This window comes from Anabaena lutea FACHB-196, from assembly GCF_014698305.1.
GTDB lineage: Bacteria > Cyanobacteriota > Cyanobacteriia > Cyanobacteriales > Nostocaceae > Anabaena > Anabaena lutea.
In genome coordinates, this window is record NZ_JACJST010000010.1 from 63,388 (window position 1) to 83,540 (window position 20,153).

A 20,153-nucleotide genomic window follows, 5' to 3' on the forward strand; every position below is an offset into this window, starting at 1 on the left:
ACATAGTAGGTGAACAACATGATAAAAACAGTAATTATCGATGACCATGAGTTGAGTAGATATGGTATCAATGTGTTACTTACGGCTGCTCATGATATCGAGATTTGTGGGGAAGCTGAAACAGCATCAGAAGGACTCAAACTAATAAAAACTTATACTCCACACATAGCTCTTGTTAATCTGCATCTTCAAGATGATAGTGGTATTGAAGTCGTAAAACGAATTAAACAAGTATCATCAATCACTAAAATAGTGATTTTTAATGCTCAAGCTATGGAAGACTCTGTTAGAGAAGCTTTCGCAGCAGGTACAGATTCATATTGCACAAGGACGATAGCTAAAGAAAAGTTAGCAGAAGCTATTTATGTGACACACAAAGGAGGAAATTGGTTAGATTCTGCGATCGCTAAAATATTAATTCAAAATTTGCAACTTCAACAATTAGTAGTTACTCCCAGTCTGAAAATAAAACGAGTGTGCCGGCAATATTCGCTTAGTTCTAGGGAATTAGAGATTTTGCAAATGATTGCTATTGGTGATAGAAATAATCAAATTGCCAACAAACTTTTTTTGAGTGTAGGTACTGTGAGGTCTCATGTCCATCGCATTCTAACTAAACTCGATTGTCAAAACCGCGCTCAAGCTGCTACAAAAGCAATTGTAGAGGGACTGATAGATAGTCCAGAAACAAATCAAATTGGTTTAACGGCTTGATTTTGATTTTTGATTTAATTGATCTAGATAACGTTGTCGCTCGTCATTATTTACAACCCAAATCATACATCTGCCTTTTAATTGAGCTTTTTTCGCTCGACAAACACTCAAATCAAAATCGTTCCATTTCATAATTTGACGAGCAAATTCTCCGTCTTTTGACTTAGCCCAATTCAAAGTTTCTTGTTCTTCTCCAGTCAAGCGAACTGGTTCTGTTAACTCTCTACCTTTCCAAATAAAAAATATATTACCAGCCAGCATAACAACACCAAACACACCAGATAATACCAGGGCAGTGGCTATTAAAGGACTAAAGACGGATCTAGATTTTTTTTGCTCGGTTTTACTCAACAAAGTTGATGCTGCTTTAGCGATCGCACTTTTTTGTTGAACAATGGCTACACTTGATGCTTTATCAAGTTTGTCATCTATTTCTGTTGTCCAACCCTCGACTACAGTATTAAGTTTACCGGGAATGTCTTCCATTAAGACCTCAAATTTACCCAGGGAACTTAATACCAAAAACAATGGGTCTTTAGGATTGATACCAGAACGTCTCACTACCTCGAGAACTTTCTGTTTAAAATGATCTGATTGTCCTGCTAATGTTGTATCTAAAGAAGCTTCTACAGAGGTGTTCATAATTTCATGTGCCTTTTTTAGGTTTCTTTATAGAGATGATGTGTCAATTTTTTATTGTCCTGAAATTTTCCACACATCTTATATTTTGGTTATTTACTAAAATGCAATGATTAAGAAATCAAGAATCATAATTGTTGTCAAATTAGTAATTGACTAATATTTAAGAGTTTTGGCTCTTCGGTACTTACTATGCTAATTTAGCCCATTGAATCCTAAAATCCTTGCTATATAAAGACTGTAGGTTAATGCATTGGTTGATTTGACATAAATTTGGCATCAAAAACAATAAAGTCCTTTATTTATAAGGCTTCTGGGGTAAATAAACTCATATTTGGCATAACAAGTGCCGAAGAGCCAGAGTTTTTTCATAAAAACTTTGAAGGTTGATTCTAAACTCTAATTTTTTTTGATTTCTGACTTTTGTAGGTTGTTAAAACTTAGAATTAGAAATCGTTAATTAATTGGTTGGGTAAATCCAATGAGGATGTAATATTCAATAAACCCAATAATTCCTCAATATGTTTATTATTCTTAATTTGCCCACTAAATTCTTCCATCCAATTAAACACACGAGAACGATTCATAAAATCTATCTCGTAATTTTGTACTGCATAACTATAAGGTGAATCCAAAGATTCTACTAATTCATAACTATCCCTCCATAACCTCCCCAAATACAATTCATCACCTCCACTTGCTTGGATATGCTGTTGGATATCAGAACCATCATAGTAAGGAAATTCGTCACCAAAATACAGATTTTTGATAATGATGTAATCCGCTTTATCGCCATAACAATTAAAAAGTTCTTGTAAATATTCTGTGCAATCTCGACGATATGAAATTGGATGCACAAATGTAATACGATAACCCAATTGTGCAATGGCATCCCACAGCATAACTTCTTGTGCAAATTGTCGGAACTCTTCAAAGTTTTGTCCTGGTAAGTCACTCAAAGCTACTTGGACATCAGAAAAAGTCTCTAAATCAATTAATAATTGGTCTGCACCACCTTGCGTTAATGGCAATTGAGCAATAGGTAATAATAGCTGATAAGCATATAACTTATTGCGATTACCACTGTAATAAACTCTGAGATTTAGTTTTGATTCTAGATAAATCTCTATCAACAAACGTGCTATAGTTGACTTACCTATCCTTGCATCACCAACTGTCATCACCAGTCGTTTAGGATTGGGGATAATTCCTGGATTATTTTGGCTATGCTGCTTGATCTGTGATGACTGCATTTTCTTTTATCCCCAATAATTCATTAGCATTCAACACGCTTTGCTCAAATTCTTTCAACCAAGCTGAAACACGAGATTTGATGACAATGTTGGCTTGTTTATCTTCTAAAACTTCACTAAAAGTCAAGTTTTTTTCATCAATATAGTCATAGGGTTTGAAAAACAAATCTGGCATTTTAATTTCTACTGCACCAGCATCTAAAAGTTTAGTGCGAGTATCAGAACTGTCATAGCGTTCAAACTTATCAGCTTCACCGTGAAACAGATTTTTTACAACTACATAATCAACGCGATCGCCACAGTATTTGTGAAGAATTCGTAATATATTCACTGAGTCTTTTACCCTAGATAGTACACTCACCATTGTGACTCTGTATCCTAAGCCTTTGACAGCATCAAATACACCCAAGTCTTTCTCAAAATTCTCAAAAAATAGACCTGACTGAGCAGGTAAATCTACTAATACCAATGGAGGCAGTTCTTTTTCTAAGTCTATTAGTAAGTCATCTGCACCACCTCTTGTGAAAATATCAAGTAGCTTGACTCCAGGTTGTGCTGAGTCGTAATGTCTATACAATTGGGCATTACGATGATCTGAGTCATAAGCCAAATACTTTAACTGTTTGTTGATATATAAATGTAGTAATCCTCTTGCAAATGTGGATTTACCTACACCTCCTTTATCTCCGGTGATAATTACTATTCTTCCTGTTTTCTGAGTGGTATTTTCTACTGTTTGTTCATCTATTTCGACCTGCTTATTCTCACTCATTGTCTTTTTATTCCTTTTCTTAGTCATAAACCATGAATTGAAGTCAGCTATAGAAAAATGCAAATAGCATATAATTAAATAAAAAGATTTACTATTTGTCTACTTTAAATCCTCATCAAATCCATCAAACTCTGTTTTTGTTATCCTATTTATTTTCTATGTTCTATTCTTACATCTCATCCTTCAAACTACAAACCATTATTTGATGTAAGATAATACACATTTTGATATACTTTTAATTGTAATCACAGGCGTTCGAGTAGCATCCATGTAAGAACTGACTTGTCCTAATTATGAAGTATCGGTTTATAACGTCTGACAAGAACAGGAGAAAGCCCAGAGTATGGAATTGGAATCCTGCTACGTAAAGCTACTGGGTTCTCAGTTTTAGATGATTGAGTTTCTATACTCACAAATTTTGTTTTTGGATCAGCTTGCACTGTGGCTGTAGAATCAATTGATTGAATTGCTTTGGTGATATGATAGTATTCGCGCAAGCGGAACAAGCGAGTTTGGGTTGAACAAAGTGAAACCCAACATCCACAAAGCTTTGAAGCGTTGAGTTGAGGGACGAAATCCAACCTACATCTATAACAATCATTTTAAAAATTGGTATAACTAATTTTCTAAAAATCGTTGAATAGATATACGCTTAATCTACTCAACTAAAATTAGTTTAATTTCTCCAGCTTACGGGAGAGTCAATAGGTAAAATTAAAAATAACTAATTTCTTTATCAATTGATTTTTCTCAATAAAAAATCAGTATATCAATTTAGCTTAATGCGTTGATATACTGATAAAAAAATTAAATGAACAGCTTGATTGTTTAATTTCTTTCAATAATAGGACAAATTGTTTTTTCAGGATTTTCAGGTATGGTTTCCCAACCAGAAACTAATCCTGATAATTCGTGTCTCAAAATAAGTAATTGCTGAATTTGTTCATCAATAGCTTTAATCTTATTTTCTAGTTTAATTTTTATATGCTCACAAGGTAATTCCCCAGCATCATGATCATTTAAAAATTCCTTAATTTCTGACAAGCTTAATCCTAAGCTTTAAGCGCGTTTAATAAAGTTTAAGCGCACCAAAACATCAGAGTTAAATAATCTAAATCCACCCTCGGTTCTCCCTAATGACCTGAGTAAACCTAGCTCCTCATAGTAGCGAATAGTTTTAATTGGTACACCGCTAAACTTGGCAACATTACCAATGAGTTTTGGCGCTTCTTGGACTAACATACTTAGCTGCTCTCATGCTAGATAAATGTATTTACCTTATCTTAAACCCTCTAGTTAACTGGAGAGTCAAGTGAGAACAGGATCATCTTGCTAATTATTTGCTACTGGATTATGTGACGGACTTGACTTCCACAACTCCTCGAAACATATTCATCCCGCAGGTGAAGGTATAAGTACCTGGTTTATCGGGTGTGAACTCAATAGATGTGACCTGGTTGAGCAGTAGGTCTTTAGCAATATGGAAATCAGATAGCCGTATTTCTTCAAGGCAACTACTAGGGTCACGGCGTAGGAAATTAAGGCGGACTCTTTGACCAGCATTGACTAGAATGTGACTAGGTTCGTAGCCTCCATCCACAGTAATGCCAACTTCTTGAATACCATCATGAGCTTCGGCTTTTTGGGATTTTGGTTTACTGAGGAGGAACCACCATATCTCTAGTCCAATTAACCCCAAACCGACCCTTGTAACGGTACCTTTTACCCAGAATGGTTGCTCAATGCGGCGGAACTGAGTTGTCTGCGATCGCATTTCATGATTCATCTGTGCAACTGCTTTATCTGAAGCGACACTGAATGCCAATCCTAAGCTGGCTATACTGGCAAGAATTACTTTACTCAACATTTACCTAGCCTCACATCTTGCACCTGGAAATAGAGATGTCAAAACCACAACTACGTGCGAGAGGAATTAATCGCTGAACACTCAGTAAAATAAGAGACACAACTATGTTGGGAAAAAGTGATTCAAGAGCAGTTTGTGCAGCCTGACCCCAATCAGGTGGTAATGGTAACTGAGTCTGCAAATAACTCCAGTGAGCGAGAAGATAAGCAGTTAAAGAAAGGATGAGCCAGCGATACATTAATAACCATTCTTTAATTACTTCATTATTCACTGTCATATTTTTGTATTTATTATTTGTTTTCTACGGGTTTATTCAGTAGGTGCAAGATGTGACATAATACACATCTGGAGTTAACCCCTGATTGATGAAAAAGTTGGGAAATAAGGTGGGAAAAAACGAATAAAAATATGCTGCACTTGTACCCAAAGCAATTAGGGTATCCATTGTGGCAGCGTGACGTTTGAAAGCTTTCCCAGCATTGATGTAAAAGGAGTAACCACACCAAAACTGTACTGGCGTAGTGAGTATCAACTGTACCCAAGGATTGTGCAGCCATACAGGAATAAAGGGTAAGTGCAATCCTGTCATCATTGGCAGTGAACCAATGACCAATACAATGCTAATAATGCCTCCTACCAACACCTTTCGCATTAAATTACGGGATTCTCTGAAAAGATGTCTTTTTTCAGCATCATCTTCTCCCACCATCAGGTTTTGTTCTTGCAGTGGGTAGGCAGAATAACCTGCGGCATCTACCGCTCCTTGAATGGCTGCTAAATCAGTTTTTCTAGGGTCATATTTAACTGTTGCCTGTTCTGCCCCAAAATTTACAATACATTCATTGACACCAGGGACAGAATTAATCGCGTCTTCAATGCTGTTGGCACAAGAGGCACAACTCATGCCGCGCAGTTTGAGTGTGGTATTCTCCATCTGACTACTCCAATGACTAAATGGCGCTAACTAATTTCATCTTGAATGCTCTAGTACACTGGAGAGTCAAGAGTCGTGCTGAAATTTTTTTAAGCGCATATTGATGCAGCATTATCAATGCTTACACTTAGAGATGTAGATGGTGAATATGTGGCTTAAATTGCTATCAATACCAACTGCGAAATAAAGGCAAATACTAATGGAACCAGATGACTGCCGCATTTCCAAGCCACTTTGTGACAATAATATCTACACGGCAGCCAGATATTGCAATGACTTATGCAGTTGCCATTGCCATTTGCCGACAAGAATCCGCGCAGCGACGGCACATTTGAGCGCAGGCTTTCATTTGAGCATCATCACCCATGCCATCGCACTCATCTGCACACCGTTGGCACAATTCAGCACAAACGCCACAGGTACGAGAATGTAAGTCAGAAGCTCGAAGCATGAAATTAGCACTTGTATTGCAAATTTCAGCGCAGTCTAGTAGTAGCCGAATATGAGCAGATTCAGCGTGATCACCACCCTTTTGTAGGCAGTAGCTAACAGTATTTAAACAGATGCTGTGGCAGTCTAAGCAGTTTTGAATACAGTGCTGCATCTGTGGGTTCACTTGACTCAAGGTGAGTTCTTGTATAGCCATTTATTTACCCTCTTGAAATTTTTTGGATTTACTAAAGGCGTTATTGCCTTTGGACTCACCTTAAAGATTTGCGGGTGCGATCGCATCATACCAAGGAGGTAATAAATATTTCTAGCTACTGAGGTATGAGGATTTCATGCAGATTTCATGTTGATATGCACTTATATATCTGTACTACTAACACGAACCCTGATTTCATCCTAATTTCATTTTTGGCTGTCAAATTATGTAGTAAGTGCAACAGTCGCTTTGTGAATAGCTAGTTATCTGGGCAATTTTATTACCCAAGCCAAAGATAAATAACCCAAGGGGTTGACTCTCCAGCCAACTGGATATTTGAAAATGCAATCAGGAAATATTTACATGAACCCTATGCAACTTTCTACTCTGAAAAATAGCTTTTTGTCATTGACTTTGGTAGCGATCGCCTCTGTTCCTAGCAGCTTCTTGACAGCCTGTTCTACAACTGCTTCCCAAAACCAAAGTCAAACACCAAACCCTACTACTGCTACTGATACTAGCGATAAGCAACCGATGAACCATGACGGCATGATGAATCATGGTAGCGGCATGAACCACAGCATGGCAATGGATTTAGGACCAGCCGATGCTAACTATGATTTGCGGTTTATAGATGCGATGATTCCGCACCATCAAGGGGCAACGGTAATGGCCAAGGAAGCACAGCAGAAATCGCAACGCCCTGAAATCAAAAAGCTAGCGGACGAAATTATCAAAGCACAAAACCAAGAAATTACCCAGATGAAACAGTGGCGTACAGCCTGGTATCCCAAAGCGGGAGATAAACCAATGGCTTATGATGCCAAAATGGGTCATGACATGGAGATGTCTTCTGAGCAAATGCAAGCCATGATGATGAACATGGACTTGGGTGCAGCTGATACAGAATTTGACCTGCGTTTTATCAACGCAATGATTCCGCACCATGAATCAGCTGTAGTTATGGCGAAAGATGCCTTGCAAAAGTCTCAGCGTCCTGAAATTAAAAACTTGGCTCAAGAAATTATCAAAGCGCAAGACACAGAGATTAACCAAATGAAACAGTGGCGCAAAGCTTGGTATAACCAGTAGTCTCAAATTTCAATTTCTACTTCAATACTATTGCCAAAACCCTGAAACCCTATTGATATCGTTATGATTTTATTGGGTTTCAGACATATTTAGGAAAATTGGCAATAGTATTGCTACTTAGAAGCGGATCTAAAGTTTGCCGACGCAATTAAGAATTCTGGATGTCAAAGAAAGCTAGTTTCTTAATTCTCAATTTCATGTCAATTTCATTTTCATTTTGAGATGAAAGACTGAGAATGAGGTGTAGAAAAATCCCTTAAAAAAGCTAGCTTTTTTACCAAATATAAATACCTGATCGCCTTCCTTTGCCGTCATATTTAAGGCTAATAGCTGAAATTTGATAGCTATAGCTGATAAAATTAGTCTACTTGATTTTTCCTTCAATCTATAAAAATTAAAATACATAAATAAACTTTATATTTATGCTATGTGTATGCCTACAGCAATCCCAAAGCGTATATGTATTATAGATTTTTGAGGTATTTTGTAATTATGAAAAATGTAACATTCTAAACACGAATATAGCCTAAATATCATAGTTATTCCTAATAACAATCGCCACTAAAAATTTCACCCAAATTTCATGTTGATATGAAACACTGGAAAAAGGGTACTATTAAAACTCCTTAAACTACTCACAAAAGCAATGTAACTAGCTAAAAAAAGCGTTAAGTAGGTGAACAGGAAAATTTAAAGGTATGTAACGGTATGTAAAGTTGTCTCAATGCGATATTTTGATTTAGTGTCAGCCATTTTACAAAACGTAATACCCCTCATTTTTATTTTGTTCACCTACTTAGTCCAAACTTGCACATTAAATGCCAACATCCAAAGGCGATTCTGCTTTCTCACTAACTTAGGACACAACAAGCGATGGGAATCTCTAATTTGTTTCAATGTTCTGCTCCACTGCGTTATGTTTCGTTGACAATGTTGAGTTTGTTACTACTAAATACTCCTACTACTGTGTTGGCTGGTGCTGGACACGACCATACTGGTGCAAGTTCATTTCAGGGTGGTGGAAGTAAAGCAACTGGTTCTGTTGAAGTTGAAGCGGAAACCGCAAAACTGCTGGGAGTTAAAGTCGAATCAGTGCAACGCCAACGATTAGCTGTCGGCATTAAAACCACTGGACAAATTGAAATCTTACCTAGCCAGAAAGTAGAAGTCACCACCCCAATTGAAGGGGTAAAAGTAGTTGAACTATTGGTGGAACCAGGTGCATCAGTAAAGAAAGGTCAACCTGTCGCAGTTGTAACTAGTCCAGGTTTAGTGACATTGCGCGTGGAATCTCAGGACAAATTAGCACAAGGTCAAGCTGATTTACAACAGGCTCAAGCTGACTTGAGGCTGGCTCAACAAAATTACGATCGCTATCAGCGAATAGCCGCCGCCGAAATCGCCCAAGCCCAAAGCCAAGTAGCATTTGCTCAAGAAAAGTATGAGAAAGATCAAGTGTTAGCTACTGAAGGTGCTTTGGCACGTCGTAACGCCCTTGAATCTCAAACCCAACTTGCAGAAGCTAAAGCTAAACTTACCACAGCTAATAGTCACCGCGATGTTATCCAGGCTGAAAATCAACTCAAACGCGCTCAAGTATCAGTTCAACTAGCAAAATCCAATATTAATCGCAGCAGTGCTATTTATGAAACGCGGCTGCTACAACTAGGAAACCGCGCTAATGCTAAGGGACTAATAATAGTAACTGCTCCAATTTCTGGCAAAGTTACTGACAGAGAAGTTACTATCGGCCAATCATTTCAGGATGCAGGTGGTAAGTTAATGACGATCGCAGATGATAGTCGGGTTTTTGCTACAGCAAATATTTATGAAAAAGATTTAGATAAAGTGAGGACAGGTCAACAGGTCAGGATGAAAGTTGCTAGTGTACCTAATCAAACCTTTACAGGAAAGATTACACGAATTGGCTCAGTGGTAGAAGGAGAAACGCGAGTAGTACCAGTACAAGCCGAAGTTAATAATGCTAGAGGGCAGCTTAAACCTGGAATGTTTGCCGAATTTGAAGTTGTAACAGACCAGACATCTACAGCTACTTTGGCAATTCCCCAGTCTGCTGTAGTGGATGCAAATAATAAGAAATTGGTCTATGTCCAAAACGGCAATGCCTTCCAATCTGTTGAAGTTGAGTTAGGACAAACCTCTGGAGATTTAATTGAGATTAAAAGTGGTTTATTCGAGGGAGATTCGGTAGTTACCCAACGTGCGCCACAACTTTATGCACAGTCATTGAAGGGTGGTAGTAAATCCAACGAAGGAGAAGGAGAAGAACAGGAACAAGCACATTCAGAGGACACTAAGGCTAACAGCTTACCAGTACCTCTGTGGTTATTTGGAGCAGGAGGAGTGACCCTTGCTACTTTGGCTTTCCTAGCTGGTAGTTTCTGGTCTAGCCGTCGTAACCGTTCCCGTCTAGTACCAGTAGGTGACGGTTTTAATTATGAAACCGAGGTTTATATCGACAACCACAAACAACCAAGCCCCTCTACTCCCACCACTTCTGTTGAGAAAAATGACAAGGATACTCATTCCAATTACTAATAAAAAATTTGCCGTGCTGATTAAAAATATGAACTTATCGGGCTACGCCCCGCTAACGCTAACACGCAGTACCGCTTTCGCGTAGCGTCCCCTAGGGAAGGCGGAACCCGCAGGGTGGCGCAGAGAGTAGGAGTTTTAAATCCTTGATTTTTTATTTCATACTTCAATATGGCTACGCCACGCAGGCTATCAGCAACGCCAAAAAATTAATAATGTGGAATTTGAAGTTCTTTCTTATAAAGTTGTGGATTTGAAATAATTAACAACTAATAACCAACAACAATTAACAACTAAATAAATAATGATTAGTACAGTTGCTAAATGGGTAATTTCTCGACGCTGGTTAGTAGTAATTGCGGCACTTATTTCCACAATAATCATATTATTTAATACTATCCCGCAAATGCCGTTGGATGTTTTCCCCAACTTTGCACCTCCCCAGGTCGAAATTGAAACAGAAGCTCCCGGACTCGCTCCTGAAGAAATAGAGTCTCTGGTGACATTACCAATTGAAAGCTCAATCAACGGCACACCAGGGATCAGCGCAGTTCGTTCTTCCTCCTCAGCAGGACTTTCTGTAGTCAGAGTTGTTTTTGGCTGGGGAACAGATATCTATCAAGCCCGCCAGTTAGTACAAGAACGACTGCAACAAGTAGTAAGTAAGCTACCTGAAGGAATTGAAACACCAAAACTCGCTCCTATCAGTTCACCTATCGGCACTGTATTAAAATATGCTTTCACAGTGGAAGAGGAGGGACCCAAAGGAGAAACGTCCATCCAAAACCCAACATCCAAAATCGACTTGATGGAAGTACGCCGAATCGTTGATTGGCAAGTTACAAATCGCCTTTTAGCAGTTCCTGGCGTTAGTCAAGTGCTAGTGTATGGCGGTGATGTACGTCAGTATCAAGTACTAGTAGATCCGAACAAACTCAGAGCTTTTAATGTATCCTTACAGCAAGTATCTGAGGCAGTACAGGGAGCAAATGTCAATGCTCCTGGTGGCTTTTTAATCAGCCCTGACAAGCAAACTCTGATTCGGGGAATTGGCCGAATTGAATCCTTGGATGATTTAAAACAATCTGTAATTGTTGCCCGTCAAGGAACGCCTGTGCGCTTGGGAGATGTTGCCGAAATTCAAATTGGCGGTGCGATTAAGATAGGCGATGGCAGCTTAAATGGCAAAGATGCTGTAGTAGTGATGGTGAATAAGCAACCTCTAGCTGATACTCCCTCCGTTACCCGTGCTATTGAAGCAGCAATATCTGAGCTAGAAGCAGGTTTACCGAAAGAAATTAAAGTAAATGCAACCTTCCGTCAAGCTGATTATATTGATGCTTCAGTAGAAAATGTTAGATCAGCATTGGTAGAAGGTAGTATCATTGCCGCACTTATCCTCATTCCTTTTTTGATGAATTGGCGGACTCTATCACTTTGCTTGTTAGATTTTGTTTTGACTTTTGTGTTCTCCTTACAAATATTATCCTGGCTAGGCTTGGGGCTAAACACTATGACTTTAGGCGGATTAGCGATCGCCATCGGTACAGCAATTGATGATGCCATTGTCTATGCAGAAAATACTTATCGCAACCTCCGCCAAAATAAACATTCTGCCAATCCGCGTCCGGTACTAGAAGTCATTTTTGAAGGCGGACAAGAAGTCCGAGAATCTCTCCTCGGTGCAACTTTAATTACTATTGTCGTTTTTTCTCCAATATTTGCCCTCGCAGGTGTAGAAGGCCGAATTTTTGGACCAATGGGAATGACTTATTTGGTGGTGGTTATGGTTTCCAGTTTAGAATCATTACTATTGAGTCCGGCTTTGTGTGCAATCTTACTTCCACACGGAAAAATGCCGTTAAAGGAACCATTAATACCCCGAATTTTTAAGCATTTCTATTATCCTTGTTTAAATTTTGCTATCCGCAGTCCCATCATCATTATCTCTGGGGCTGTGGCAGGGATGATAGCGGCAATAGTGATTTTTCCAGCTTTGGGACGGGCTTTTTTACCAGAATTTCAAGAATCAACTTTGGTCAATACTTTAGCTCTTTATCCAGGTTCATCTTTAGAAGCTACTAACAGTGCCGCCTTTGTACTGGAGAATAAACTCAAAGATGACCCCAGGTTAAAATATGTGCAGTTACGGGCAGGACGCGCCCCTAGTGATCCAGATGCAGCACCCGTAAATCTTGGCCATCTTGATATTGGGCTGAGTGACAAAGGAATGGAAAAGCGTAAAGAAACAGTAGAATGGTTGCGGGAAGAATTTAATAAAATACCTGGTGCAGCTGCAAATATTGGTGGATTTATTTCTCACAGAATTGATGAAATATTATCTGGAGTAAGAAGTCAAATTGCTGTGAAAATATTTGGACCAGACTTAGAAGAACTCCGCCAAATTGGTCAACAAGTTGAAAGTGCAATGTCATCCGTGTCTGGGCTTGTAGATTTACAATTAGAACCGCAAGTTCCCATCGAACAAATTCAAATAAAATTTGACCGTGTTGCCGCATCACGTTATGGTTTAACAGTTGGACAACTATCTGAACTTGTCGAAACTGCGCTCAATGGTAAAGTAGTATCGCAAGTTTTGGATAAGCAACAAAGTTTTGATTTAATTGTCTGGTTACAGTCAGAATACCGGAATAATTTACAAACAATTGAAAATTTGTTAGTTGATGTCCCTTCCCAAAGTGGAGATGAAGGGGGAAATAAAATTCCTTTAGCTAAGGTGGCTACTGTTACCTATGGCACTGGACCAAATACGATTAACAGGGAAAATGTCTCCCGTCTAATTGTAGTATCTGCTAATGCTAAAGGCAAAGATTTGCGATCGGTAGTCAATGAAATTAAAAACAAAGTCAAGGCACAAGTGCAATTGCCCTCTGGTTATTTTATTCAGTATGGCGGTCAATTTGAAGCCGAAGAAAGAGCCTCACAAAACATTTTAATTTTTAGTGCTATTTCCTTTGTAGTGATTACGGTATTAATGTATCTTTCTGTCAAATCCATTGCCTCTACAGCAATGATTATGATTAACTTACCCATCGCTTTAGTCGGAGGTGTAATTGCTGTGGCACTAACAGGGGGCGTTGTTTCAGTCGCTTCTTTGGTAGGTTTTGTGACTTTATTTGGTGTAGCTACTCGCAACGGACTACTTTTAGTAGACAATTACACTACTAAATTTTCTAGCGGAATGTCGTTACAAGAAATTATTATAACCGGGTCAATGGAACGACTCAATGCTATTTTGATGACATCCTTTACATCAGCTTTGGGATTAGTACCGTTAGTAATTGCAGTGGGTCCAGGTAAGGAAGTTTTACAACCACTTTCGATAGTGGTTTTGGGTGGTTTATTTACTTCTACAGCGTTAACCTTGCTGGTTTTACCTGCTTTGTACTCGAAGTTTGGTAGGTTTTTATTACCTAAGCGAAGTGCGGTTGTTGAGGAAAATGGGAAGGTAGCTGGGGTGGTGTTGGAGAATTAATTGGCATCACTAAGTTAAGCACAGATGTGACAGTAATTTTGCTAAATTACAGCCAGTAAATAATTCACTGGCTGATAATATAAGAAGTAATTAATAGGTACACATAAACTTCTAATAATGGGCATTGCTGATCCAATAAAATACTCTGTACAATATCACTTTTATGAGATTTTTTGAAAAAAGTATAGGAGAAAAATATTTCAAATTGTTCCGTTACCTGCGATGGATTTTGCTAGGTTTAGTAATTAGTGTATTAGCAAAACCTTTAATAGCAACGGCTTATATAGGTTTAATGACAAATGGCTCCCGCTACGTTCAACCAGAATCAGTTCCAAAAGAACAGATTGCAATAGTATTCGGTGCAGGAATTCTTGCCAATGGGAATCCCACACCCATGTTGTCAGACCGTGTAGAAGCTGCTGTCAAACTTTATAAAATAGGAAAGATTAGTAAACTCTTGATGACAGGAGATAACAGCACAGTTTCCTATAATGAAGTCAGGTCTATGCAGAAATATGCCCATGATCTGGGTGTACCGATGAAGAACATTACCTTAGACTATGCAGGTTTTAGCACTTATGAAAGTTGTTATCGCGCTCACAAGGTTTTTGGTGTACATAAAGCTGTTGTCATTACCCAAAATTATCATCTTCCCCGCACTGTTTACACCTGTCGTCAATTAGGACTAAAGACAGTTGGTTTAGGAACTCCAGATATAGAAATTTATGGATTACGAGGAATGATTCCCGATTTAGTGAGGGAAATGTTAGCGAATGTCAAGGCTTTGTGGGAAGTTGACATCACCCGTCCCCGACCTACTTTTTTAGGATCTTTTGAGCCTATTAATTGAGTATTTTACAAATTTTACTCAGTTGTTAGATGCAAAATTCATCACAAAACTGGCACTAATAAAAAACAATTCAGAGATTTGGATTTGCGCTGAAAATTTCATTAGTAAATTCAGGTGATTTTTCAAAATGTAGAAATTTATAATTTCGATTAATCTGTGTTTATTTATGATTTCATAAAGATTTTAATTTATTCAATGGAGGATAATCTATTCATGTCTAATTCAGCATCCCAACCAACTAAAGTTAAGAGCAAGAATAACGAACTTTCATCTACAGCAGATGCAGTCCGTATCTATCTTCATAAAATTGGACGTATACCTCTTTTAACTCATGAACAAGAAATTTTTTTTGCTAAACAAGTTCAGCAAATGATGGCGATGCTTATAGCCAAGGAAGAACTAGCTGAAAAATTACAGCGTGAACCAACTCGGCAAGAATGGGCTGACAAGATGCAGTTGGAAGAAGATATGCTGCTGCAACAACTAAGTCAAGGACAAATTGCCAAGCAGAAGATGATTCAGGCTAATCTGCGGTTAGTGGTGTCTATTGCTAAAAAATACCAGAAACGCAATATTGAGTTTCTAGACTTAATTCAAGAAGGTGCATTGGGGCTAGAACGAGGGGTAGAGAAATTTGATCCAACTCTTGGATACAAGTTTTCTACTTATGCTTACTGGTGGATTCGTCAGGGAATTACACGAGCGATCGCACAACAATCCCGCACCATTCGTTTACCCATTCACATGGCTGATAAGCTCAACAAAATTAAACGTGTTCAGCGAGAGTTATCTCAAAAGCTTGGTCACACTGCCGACGTGACTGAAATTGCCCAAGCGCTTAATCTAGAACCCAGTCAGATTCGAGAATGTTTGCAGTTTGCTCGTCAACCTGTTTCTTTAGATATGGGAATTGGATCTGAGCAGGATACCCAATTACAGGATATGCTGAAGGATGATGGAATATCTCCCGAACGCTACACGGAGCGAGAATTGCTCTATCAAGATGTTCACAAACTATTAGCAAAGCTGACTCCCCAGCAAAAGGAAGTATTAATCTTGCGCTTTGGTTTAGCAGGTGGATGCGAACTGACCCTAGTACAGATTAGTCAACGGATAGGCATTTGTCGAGAACGAGTGCGACAACTGGAAAAACAAGCTCTCACGCTTCTACGAAGATATGGGTTTAACTCACGGAGCTATCTAGCTGACTGATGCTCCTTAATTTTGAAAGCTTGTAGTGTCAACTGGCAAGTGAGAAACCACCTGTTGGCTGTTCCTATTGTAAGTAATATTGCCATATTTGGTGAGGATGAGCGTCAGTATCAAGTGCTGGTAAACCCAGATAAATAGTTACAAATTTTTAAGTTAGTGAACTAAATTAGAATTTATCAGCAAAATAACTTACTTCTAAGCTAGATTGACACGATACATTAAGTAATTGGACAAAATTAATTACACAAAAATCTGGGCTGAAATCCTTAACTGGCAAAAAATTGATAAATAACCAATATGTAATTAATTCTGTCGTGGTACTTATCAATACCTGTGCCAAAATCCTGAAACCCTATTGATATCGTAACGATTTTATTGGCTTTCAGCCCTATATTTTGCAAATTGGCGAAGGTATTGATTATAAAATTAAAATGGCGTTAAAGTAGCAAATAATACGTTTTGGTATTAGCATTTACGTCATCATTACGAGAGGGTGTGAGGAAAAATAATATGTCGAATCTATTGTGGAAAACACTTATATTCAGCCCAGTATTTTTGGGAGTAACTCTTGCTATTTCAGCTAGTGCCATTGCTGCTGACAGCCAACAACAGCCATCCCAAACTCATCAGCAGTTACTTGCCCAAACAAACGCTGACGAAAACGAAAACGTTTTGTCACAAATAAACCAATACAATCCTGAAGCCAATAATCCAACTTCACTATCTCAAGTGACATCCGTTTCTCAATTTTCGGACGTACAACCAACGGACTGGGCATTCCAAGCTTTGCAATCTTTAGTGGAGCGATATGGTTGTATTGCCGGATATCCCAACGGTACTTACCGGGGTAATCGTGCCTTAACTCGTTATGAATTTGCGGCAGGTTTAAATGCTTGTTTGGATCGAGTTAATGAATTGATTGCTACAGCTACAGCTGATTTAGTGACAAAAGAGGATTTAGCTACCCTACGGCGTTTACAAGAAGAATTTTCTGCGGAACTAGCAACACTCAGGGGTCGAGTTGATGCCTTGGAAGCACGCACTTCTGAATTAGAAGCTAATCAGTTTTCGACTACCACAAAACTAGTAGGTGAAGCTGTTTTTGCGGTTACGGATAGTTTTGGTAACAATGATAATAACAATACCGTTTTCCAAAACCGGGTGCGTTTAGATTTGCAAACTAGTTTTACGGGTAAAGATACCTTACACACTCGGATTGCAGCCGGTAATGCTACTCCATTATCTTTACCCAATGGCACTGCTGAAGGTACTCAAACTTTTAACTTGTTTCTTGGTAGTAATAATAGTGCTTTCATTGATTGGTTAGCGTATTACTTTCCTGTTGGCAACTCTCAAGTTTATGTAGCTGCTACTGGAGGTATTCAAAGCGATTATGTTCCCACCGTTAACCCTTATTTTGAAGACTTTGATGGAGGTAACGGTGCTTTATCTACCTTTGCTTCTGAAAGTCCTATCTATCGCATCGGTGGCGGTGCAGGAATTGGTGTTAATGTCCCATTTGGTGGTGGTAGTACCTTTAAACCTTCGTTAACTCTGGGTTATTTAGGATCTGAACCGAATAATCCTAGTCCAGGCTCAGGTTTATTCGATGGTAATTATGCAGCTTTAGCACAGTTGAATGTTAATGTTGGCGATCGCCTGACCTTGGCTGCAACCTACGTTCACGGTTATCATGGTGCAAATAGTGCTTTATTTGATGCTGGTTCGGTAAGTGCTGCTGTAGTTGGAACTTCACAAGCTAATTTTGTCGGTGGTGGCAATCCATTTGTAAGTAATTCTTACGGCTTTGAAGCAGCTTTCAGACCTAGTGATAAATTATCAATTAGTGGATTTGCGCTCTACAGCAATATTACAGGCTTGGGAGCTAACGATAACGATGAAGTTTGGAGCTATGGATTAGGTGTAGCTTTACCCGACTTTGGCAAGAAGGGCAATCTTTTAGGCATTTTTGCAGGCGCGCAACCATATTTAGGTAGTAGCAACGGTGATAAACCCTATCACATTGAAGGCTTTTACAGATATCGCATTAGTGATAACATTTCTATTACTCCTGGTGTAATTTGGTTAACTAATCCTGGTCAATCTGCTAACAATAACAATGATGCTGTGATTGGTACATTGAGAACAACTTTCACTTTCTAAAATAGAAGATTGGGTTGAGCATAGCTCAACTCAACACTTATTAATTAGGTGTTTTTAGTTTGTAATATTTGTAATATTTTGATGTACTCTGATAACGTGTTTTATTTCCAAGCTTTAGGATACCCACTCTACCTACATAATTCTTGATTCAAGAACGCCAATTATCATTTTTGGAATCCTTTTCCTCTATAATTAACTAATTCTTCATATCCAGACATATAGGCATAATTATCTTTAATATCTAAGTCTAAAAATCTGGAAAAACGTGTAGAGTCGTTTCCTACTAATTCTCCTTTTCGGGGCTTACCGTGGTAATTAGCTAAAGCAGTTTTAGCTTGACGTAAGGATCTTAGGGGTACAAAAACATCTGTTTGGTTAAAAGACCATAAACCTTCAGAATGTCTTGCCGCAAATAACAGTTCTCCTAATGCTTGGTTTTTTGCATCATCTTGTTTATAAGTTAAAGCTAGATGCTTATCTAAATAGATAATTCTTCCTGAATTAATATTTTCTGTAACATCTAAAGAGTCAATCAAATTTGATAAAAATTTTCGATGTTCAGGGTAAGTAGCACCGAGAAAAGGAATAACACCGACTACCCAACCCCTCGCACCCGTTTCTTTATGAGTTTCATAATCTTGATAACATTGTTTTAAACACGGTATATAAAATTTATCAAAAGGGATTTTCATCTGAGAAATTGTTTCTATATTAACAGCTAATATAAACTTTTTAAATGATTTCGATTTCTCTAGTACCTTTATTAGAGTAGAATCATAAAAGTTTTGGGGCTGATTTTGATATTTTTCCCATAACATATCAAATACAACTCTAAAATCTCTGCTATCATTGAGCAAAAAATCGTTTACTTTTTGATAGCCATAACTAGTAAAAACTTGTGATTGTATTTGTCTTAATTTTTCATTACTTTTAACTACAGTATTGCCAATGCGGATTTTAGACATAGTGTTTTTGTTTTTAAATGACTTTTTAGAAACTATAGGATTACTATTTGATTTTTGAACAGGATTAGGTATTGTAGGGTGCGTTGGGATGAAATCCGTAACGCACCGTTCTCAAGGGTTTGGTGCGTTACGCTGTCGCTAACACACCCTACGTATATTTTTAATAATCAAACCGGATTCCTATAGGAGGTAAAAGTTCTGTTAAAGGTGTAGTTTCACGCTCAATTATATTGATACTAAGAATTTCTGCTGCTTCGCTGGAACTGAATGGAACAGTAAACATGAGATGCACATAATTTACTTGGTCATTTCCACTTGTATATGGAACAGCATGATAGATAACCGGAAACCTTTCTTGAGAATACATAATTAGAGGTTCTGTCAATCTGGCAAGAATTCGCGTTCCACCAAATATATAGCTTCGTTCTTGAGCAACTTTCAACTCTGGTAAAGTCCACCAATTAAAAACTATTTCACCGTCAGAGTTATCACTAAGTCCGCATTCTTGACGATAACGTTTTGGAGTTAGAGTTAGTAAACCCTTACCTTCTTCATTTCGTCGCCGCTTCGCCAGTTTAATCAATGAGGAGTCAAAAGCGGTGGCAATAGCTGACCTAAAATCTGATGACTCTTTAGCAAGATCGTTATATTTTATAAATGTAAAGGCATCTCCAATCCCTTTATTATCGTCGGTGATTATGTTCACTAACAAAATTTGATTGCCATTAACTAATTCTTCAAAATCTAATGAGCTATTGAGATATGGTGGCTTAGGTGGTTTACCAAACCCTTTTCCCCCGCTACGTTTTGCTTTTGCCATTACTTACCTCTGCTGCTCAACCTAATCCAAAAAATATGATATTTATACAAATAGCCTCATTATTTTAACGTTTAGCTGACTCATTTACGGCAACTCATTGATGTTCAATAACCCAATGATAATTAGTTATGGATTTCAAAAAAGGAGTAAAGGAATCGCGATCGCCTACGATGG

At 38.2% G+C, this 20,153-nt stretch carries 15 protein-coding genes and 2 pseudogenes; 7 read left to right on the forward strand and 10 right to left on the reverse strand.

Features of this window, described 5'->3' with window-relative positions; translation table 11 throughout:
* The first annotated feature begins 18 nt into the window (after positions 1-18).
* Positions 19-714: a response regulator transcription factor gene (locus H6G59_RS12595; RefSeq protein ID WP_127055569.1), complete on the forward strand. Its 696-nt coding sequence runs from the start codon at positions 19-21 to the stop codon at positions 712-714.
* On the opposite strand, the gene H6G59_RS12600 is transcribed toward H6G59_RS12595, so the two are convergent.
* The 8 genes and pseudogenes from H6G59_RS12600 to H6G59_RS12635 form a co-directional block, all read right to left on the reverse strand.
* Positions 703-1,356: a DUF6753 family protein gene (locus tag H6G59_RS12600; RefSeq protein ID WP_190714910.1), complete on the reverse strand. Its 654-nt coding sequence runs from the start codon at positions 1,354-1,356 to the stop codon at positions 703-705. The two genes, H6G59_RS12595 and H6G59_RS12600, sit on opposite strands and share 12 nt — an antisense overlap.
* A 443-nt stretch (positions 1,357-1,799) precedes the next feature.
* Positions 1,800-2,606, reverse strand: a complete 807-nt coding sequence (locus H6G59_RS12605) for a hypothetical protein (protein WP_127055571.1) — start codon at positions 2,604-2,606, stop codon at positions 1,800-1,802.
* Entirely contained in the window at positions 2,578-3,378 is an 801-nt protein-coding gene (locus H6G59_RS12610; protein ID WP_127055572.1) for a nucleotide-binding protein, read from the reverse strand. The genes H6G59_RS12605 and H6G59_RS12610 overlap by 29 nt, the downstream gene beginning before the upstream one ends.
* An 828-nt stretch (positions 3,379-4,206) precedes the next feature.
* Positions 4,207-4,620: pseudogene (locus tag H6G59_RS12615) on the reverse strand (heavy metal-responsive transcriptional regulator).
* A 109-nt stretch (positions 4,621-4,729) separates the two neighbouring features.
* The gene (locus tag H6G59_RS12620; protein ID WP_190714912.1) at positions 4,730-5,245 is read right to left on the reverse strand and encodes a cupredoxin domain-containing protein; all 516 of its coding nucleotides are present in this window, start codon (positions 5,243-5,245) and stop codon (positions 4,730-4,732) included.
* A 10-nt stretch (positions 5,246-5,255) separates the two neighbouring features.
* Positions 5,256-5,522: a hypothetical protein gene (locus H6G59_RS12625; protein ID WP_190714914.1), complete on the reverse strand. Its 267-nt coding sequence runs from the start codon at positions 5,520-5,522 to the stop codon at positions 5,256-5,258.
* Positions 5,523-5,570: 48 nt separating this feature from the next.
* Positions 5,571-6,179 (reverse strand): annotated as a pseudogene (locus H6G59_RS12630) (cation transporter); the annotation flags it as partial.
* Between the two features lie 277 nt (positions 6,180-6,456).
* Complete coding sequence (locus H6G59_RS12635) at positions 6,457-6,825, reverse strand: four-helix bundle copper-binding protein (RefSeq protein WP_190714916.1); 369 nt, start codon at positions 6,823-6,825, stop codon at positions 6,457-6,459.
* A gap of 363 nt (positions 6,826-7,188) precedes the next feature.
* Between H6G59_RS12635 and H6G59_RS12640 the strand changes: the two genes are divergently transcribed.
* From H6G59_RS12640 to H6G59_RS12665, 6 genes are all read left to right on the forward strand, one after another.
* A complete protein-coding gene (locus H6G59_RS12640) occupies positions 7,189-7,917 on the forward strand; it encodes a DUF305 domain-containing protein (protein ID WP_190715033.1) in 729 nt (242 codons plus the stop codon).
* Positions 7,918-8,790: 873 nt separating this feature from the next.
* Positions 8,791-10,476, forward strand: a complete 1,686-nt coding sequence (locus H6G59_RS12645; RefSeq protein ID WP_190714918.1) for an efflux RND transporter periplasmic adaptor subunit — start codon at positions 8,791-8,793, stop codon at positions 10,474-10,476.
* 301 nt (positions 10,477-10,777) lie between these two features.
* A complete protein-coding gene (locus H6G59_RS12650; protein WP_190714920.1) occupies positions 10,778-13,969 on the forward strand; it encodes an efflux RND transporter permease subunit in 3,192 nt (1,063 codons plus the stop codon).
* A 163-nt stretch (positions 13,970-14,132) separates the two neighbouring features.
* Positions 14,133-14,819: a SanA/YdcF family protein gene (locus H6G59_RS12655; protein WP_190714922.1), complete on the forward strand. Its 687-nt coding sequence runs from the start codon at positions 14,133-14,135 to the stop codon at positions 14,817-14,819.
* Between the two features lie 213 nt (positions 14,820-15,032).
* A complete protein-coding gene (gene sigB / locus H6G59_RS12660) occupies positions 15,033-16,031 on the forward strand; it encodes a sigma-70 family RNA polymerase sigma factor SigB (protein ID WP_190714924.1) in 999 nt (332 codons plus the stop codon).
* Between the two features lie 510 nt (positions 16,032-16,541).
* Positions 16,542-18,194, forward strand: a complete 1,653-nt coding sequence (locus tag H6G59_RS12665) for an iron uptake porin (protein ID WP_190714926.1) — start codon at positions 16,542-16,544, stop codon at positions 18,192-18,194.
* A gap of 164 nt (positions 18,195-18,358) precedes the next feature.
* On the opposite strand, the gene H6G59_RS12670 is transcribed toward H6G59_RS12665, so the two are convergent.
* The gene (locus tag H6G59_RS12670) at positions 18,359-19,159 is read right to left on the reverse strand and encodes a hypothetical protein (RefSeq protein ID WP_190714928.1); all 801 of its coding nucleotides are present in this window, start codon (positions 19,157-19,159) and stop codon (positions 18,359-18,361) included.
* Between the two features lie 160 nt (positions 19,160-19,319).
* Positions 19,320-19,979, reverse strand: a complete 660-nt coding sequence (locus H6G59_RS12675; protein WP_190714930.1) for a hypothetical protein — start codon at positions 19,977-19,979, stop codon at positions 19,320-19,322.
* Positions 19,980-20,153 lie beyond the last annotated feature (174 nt).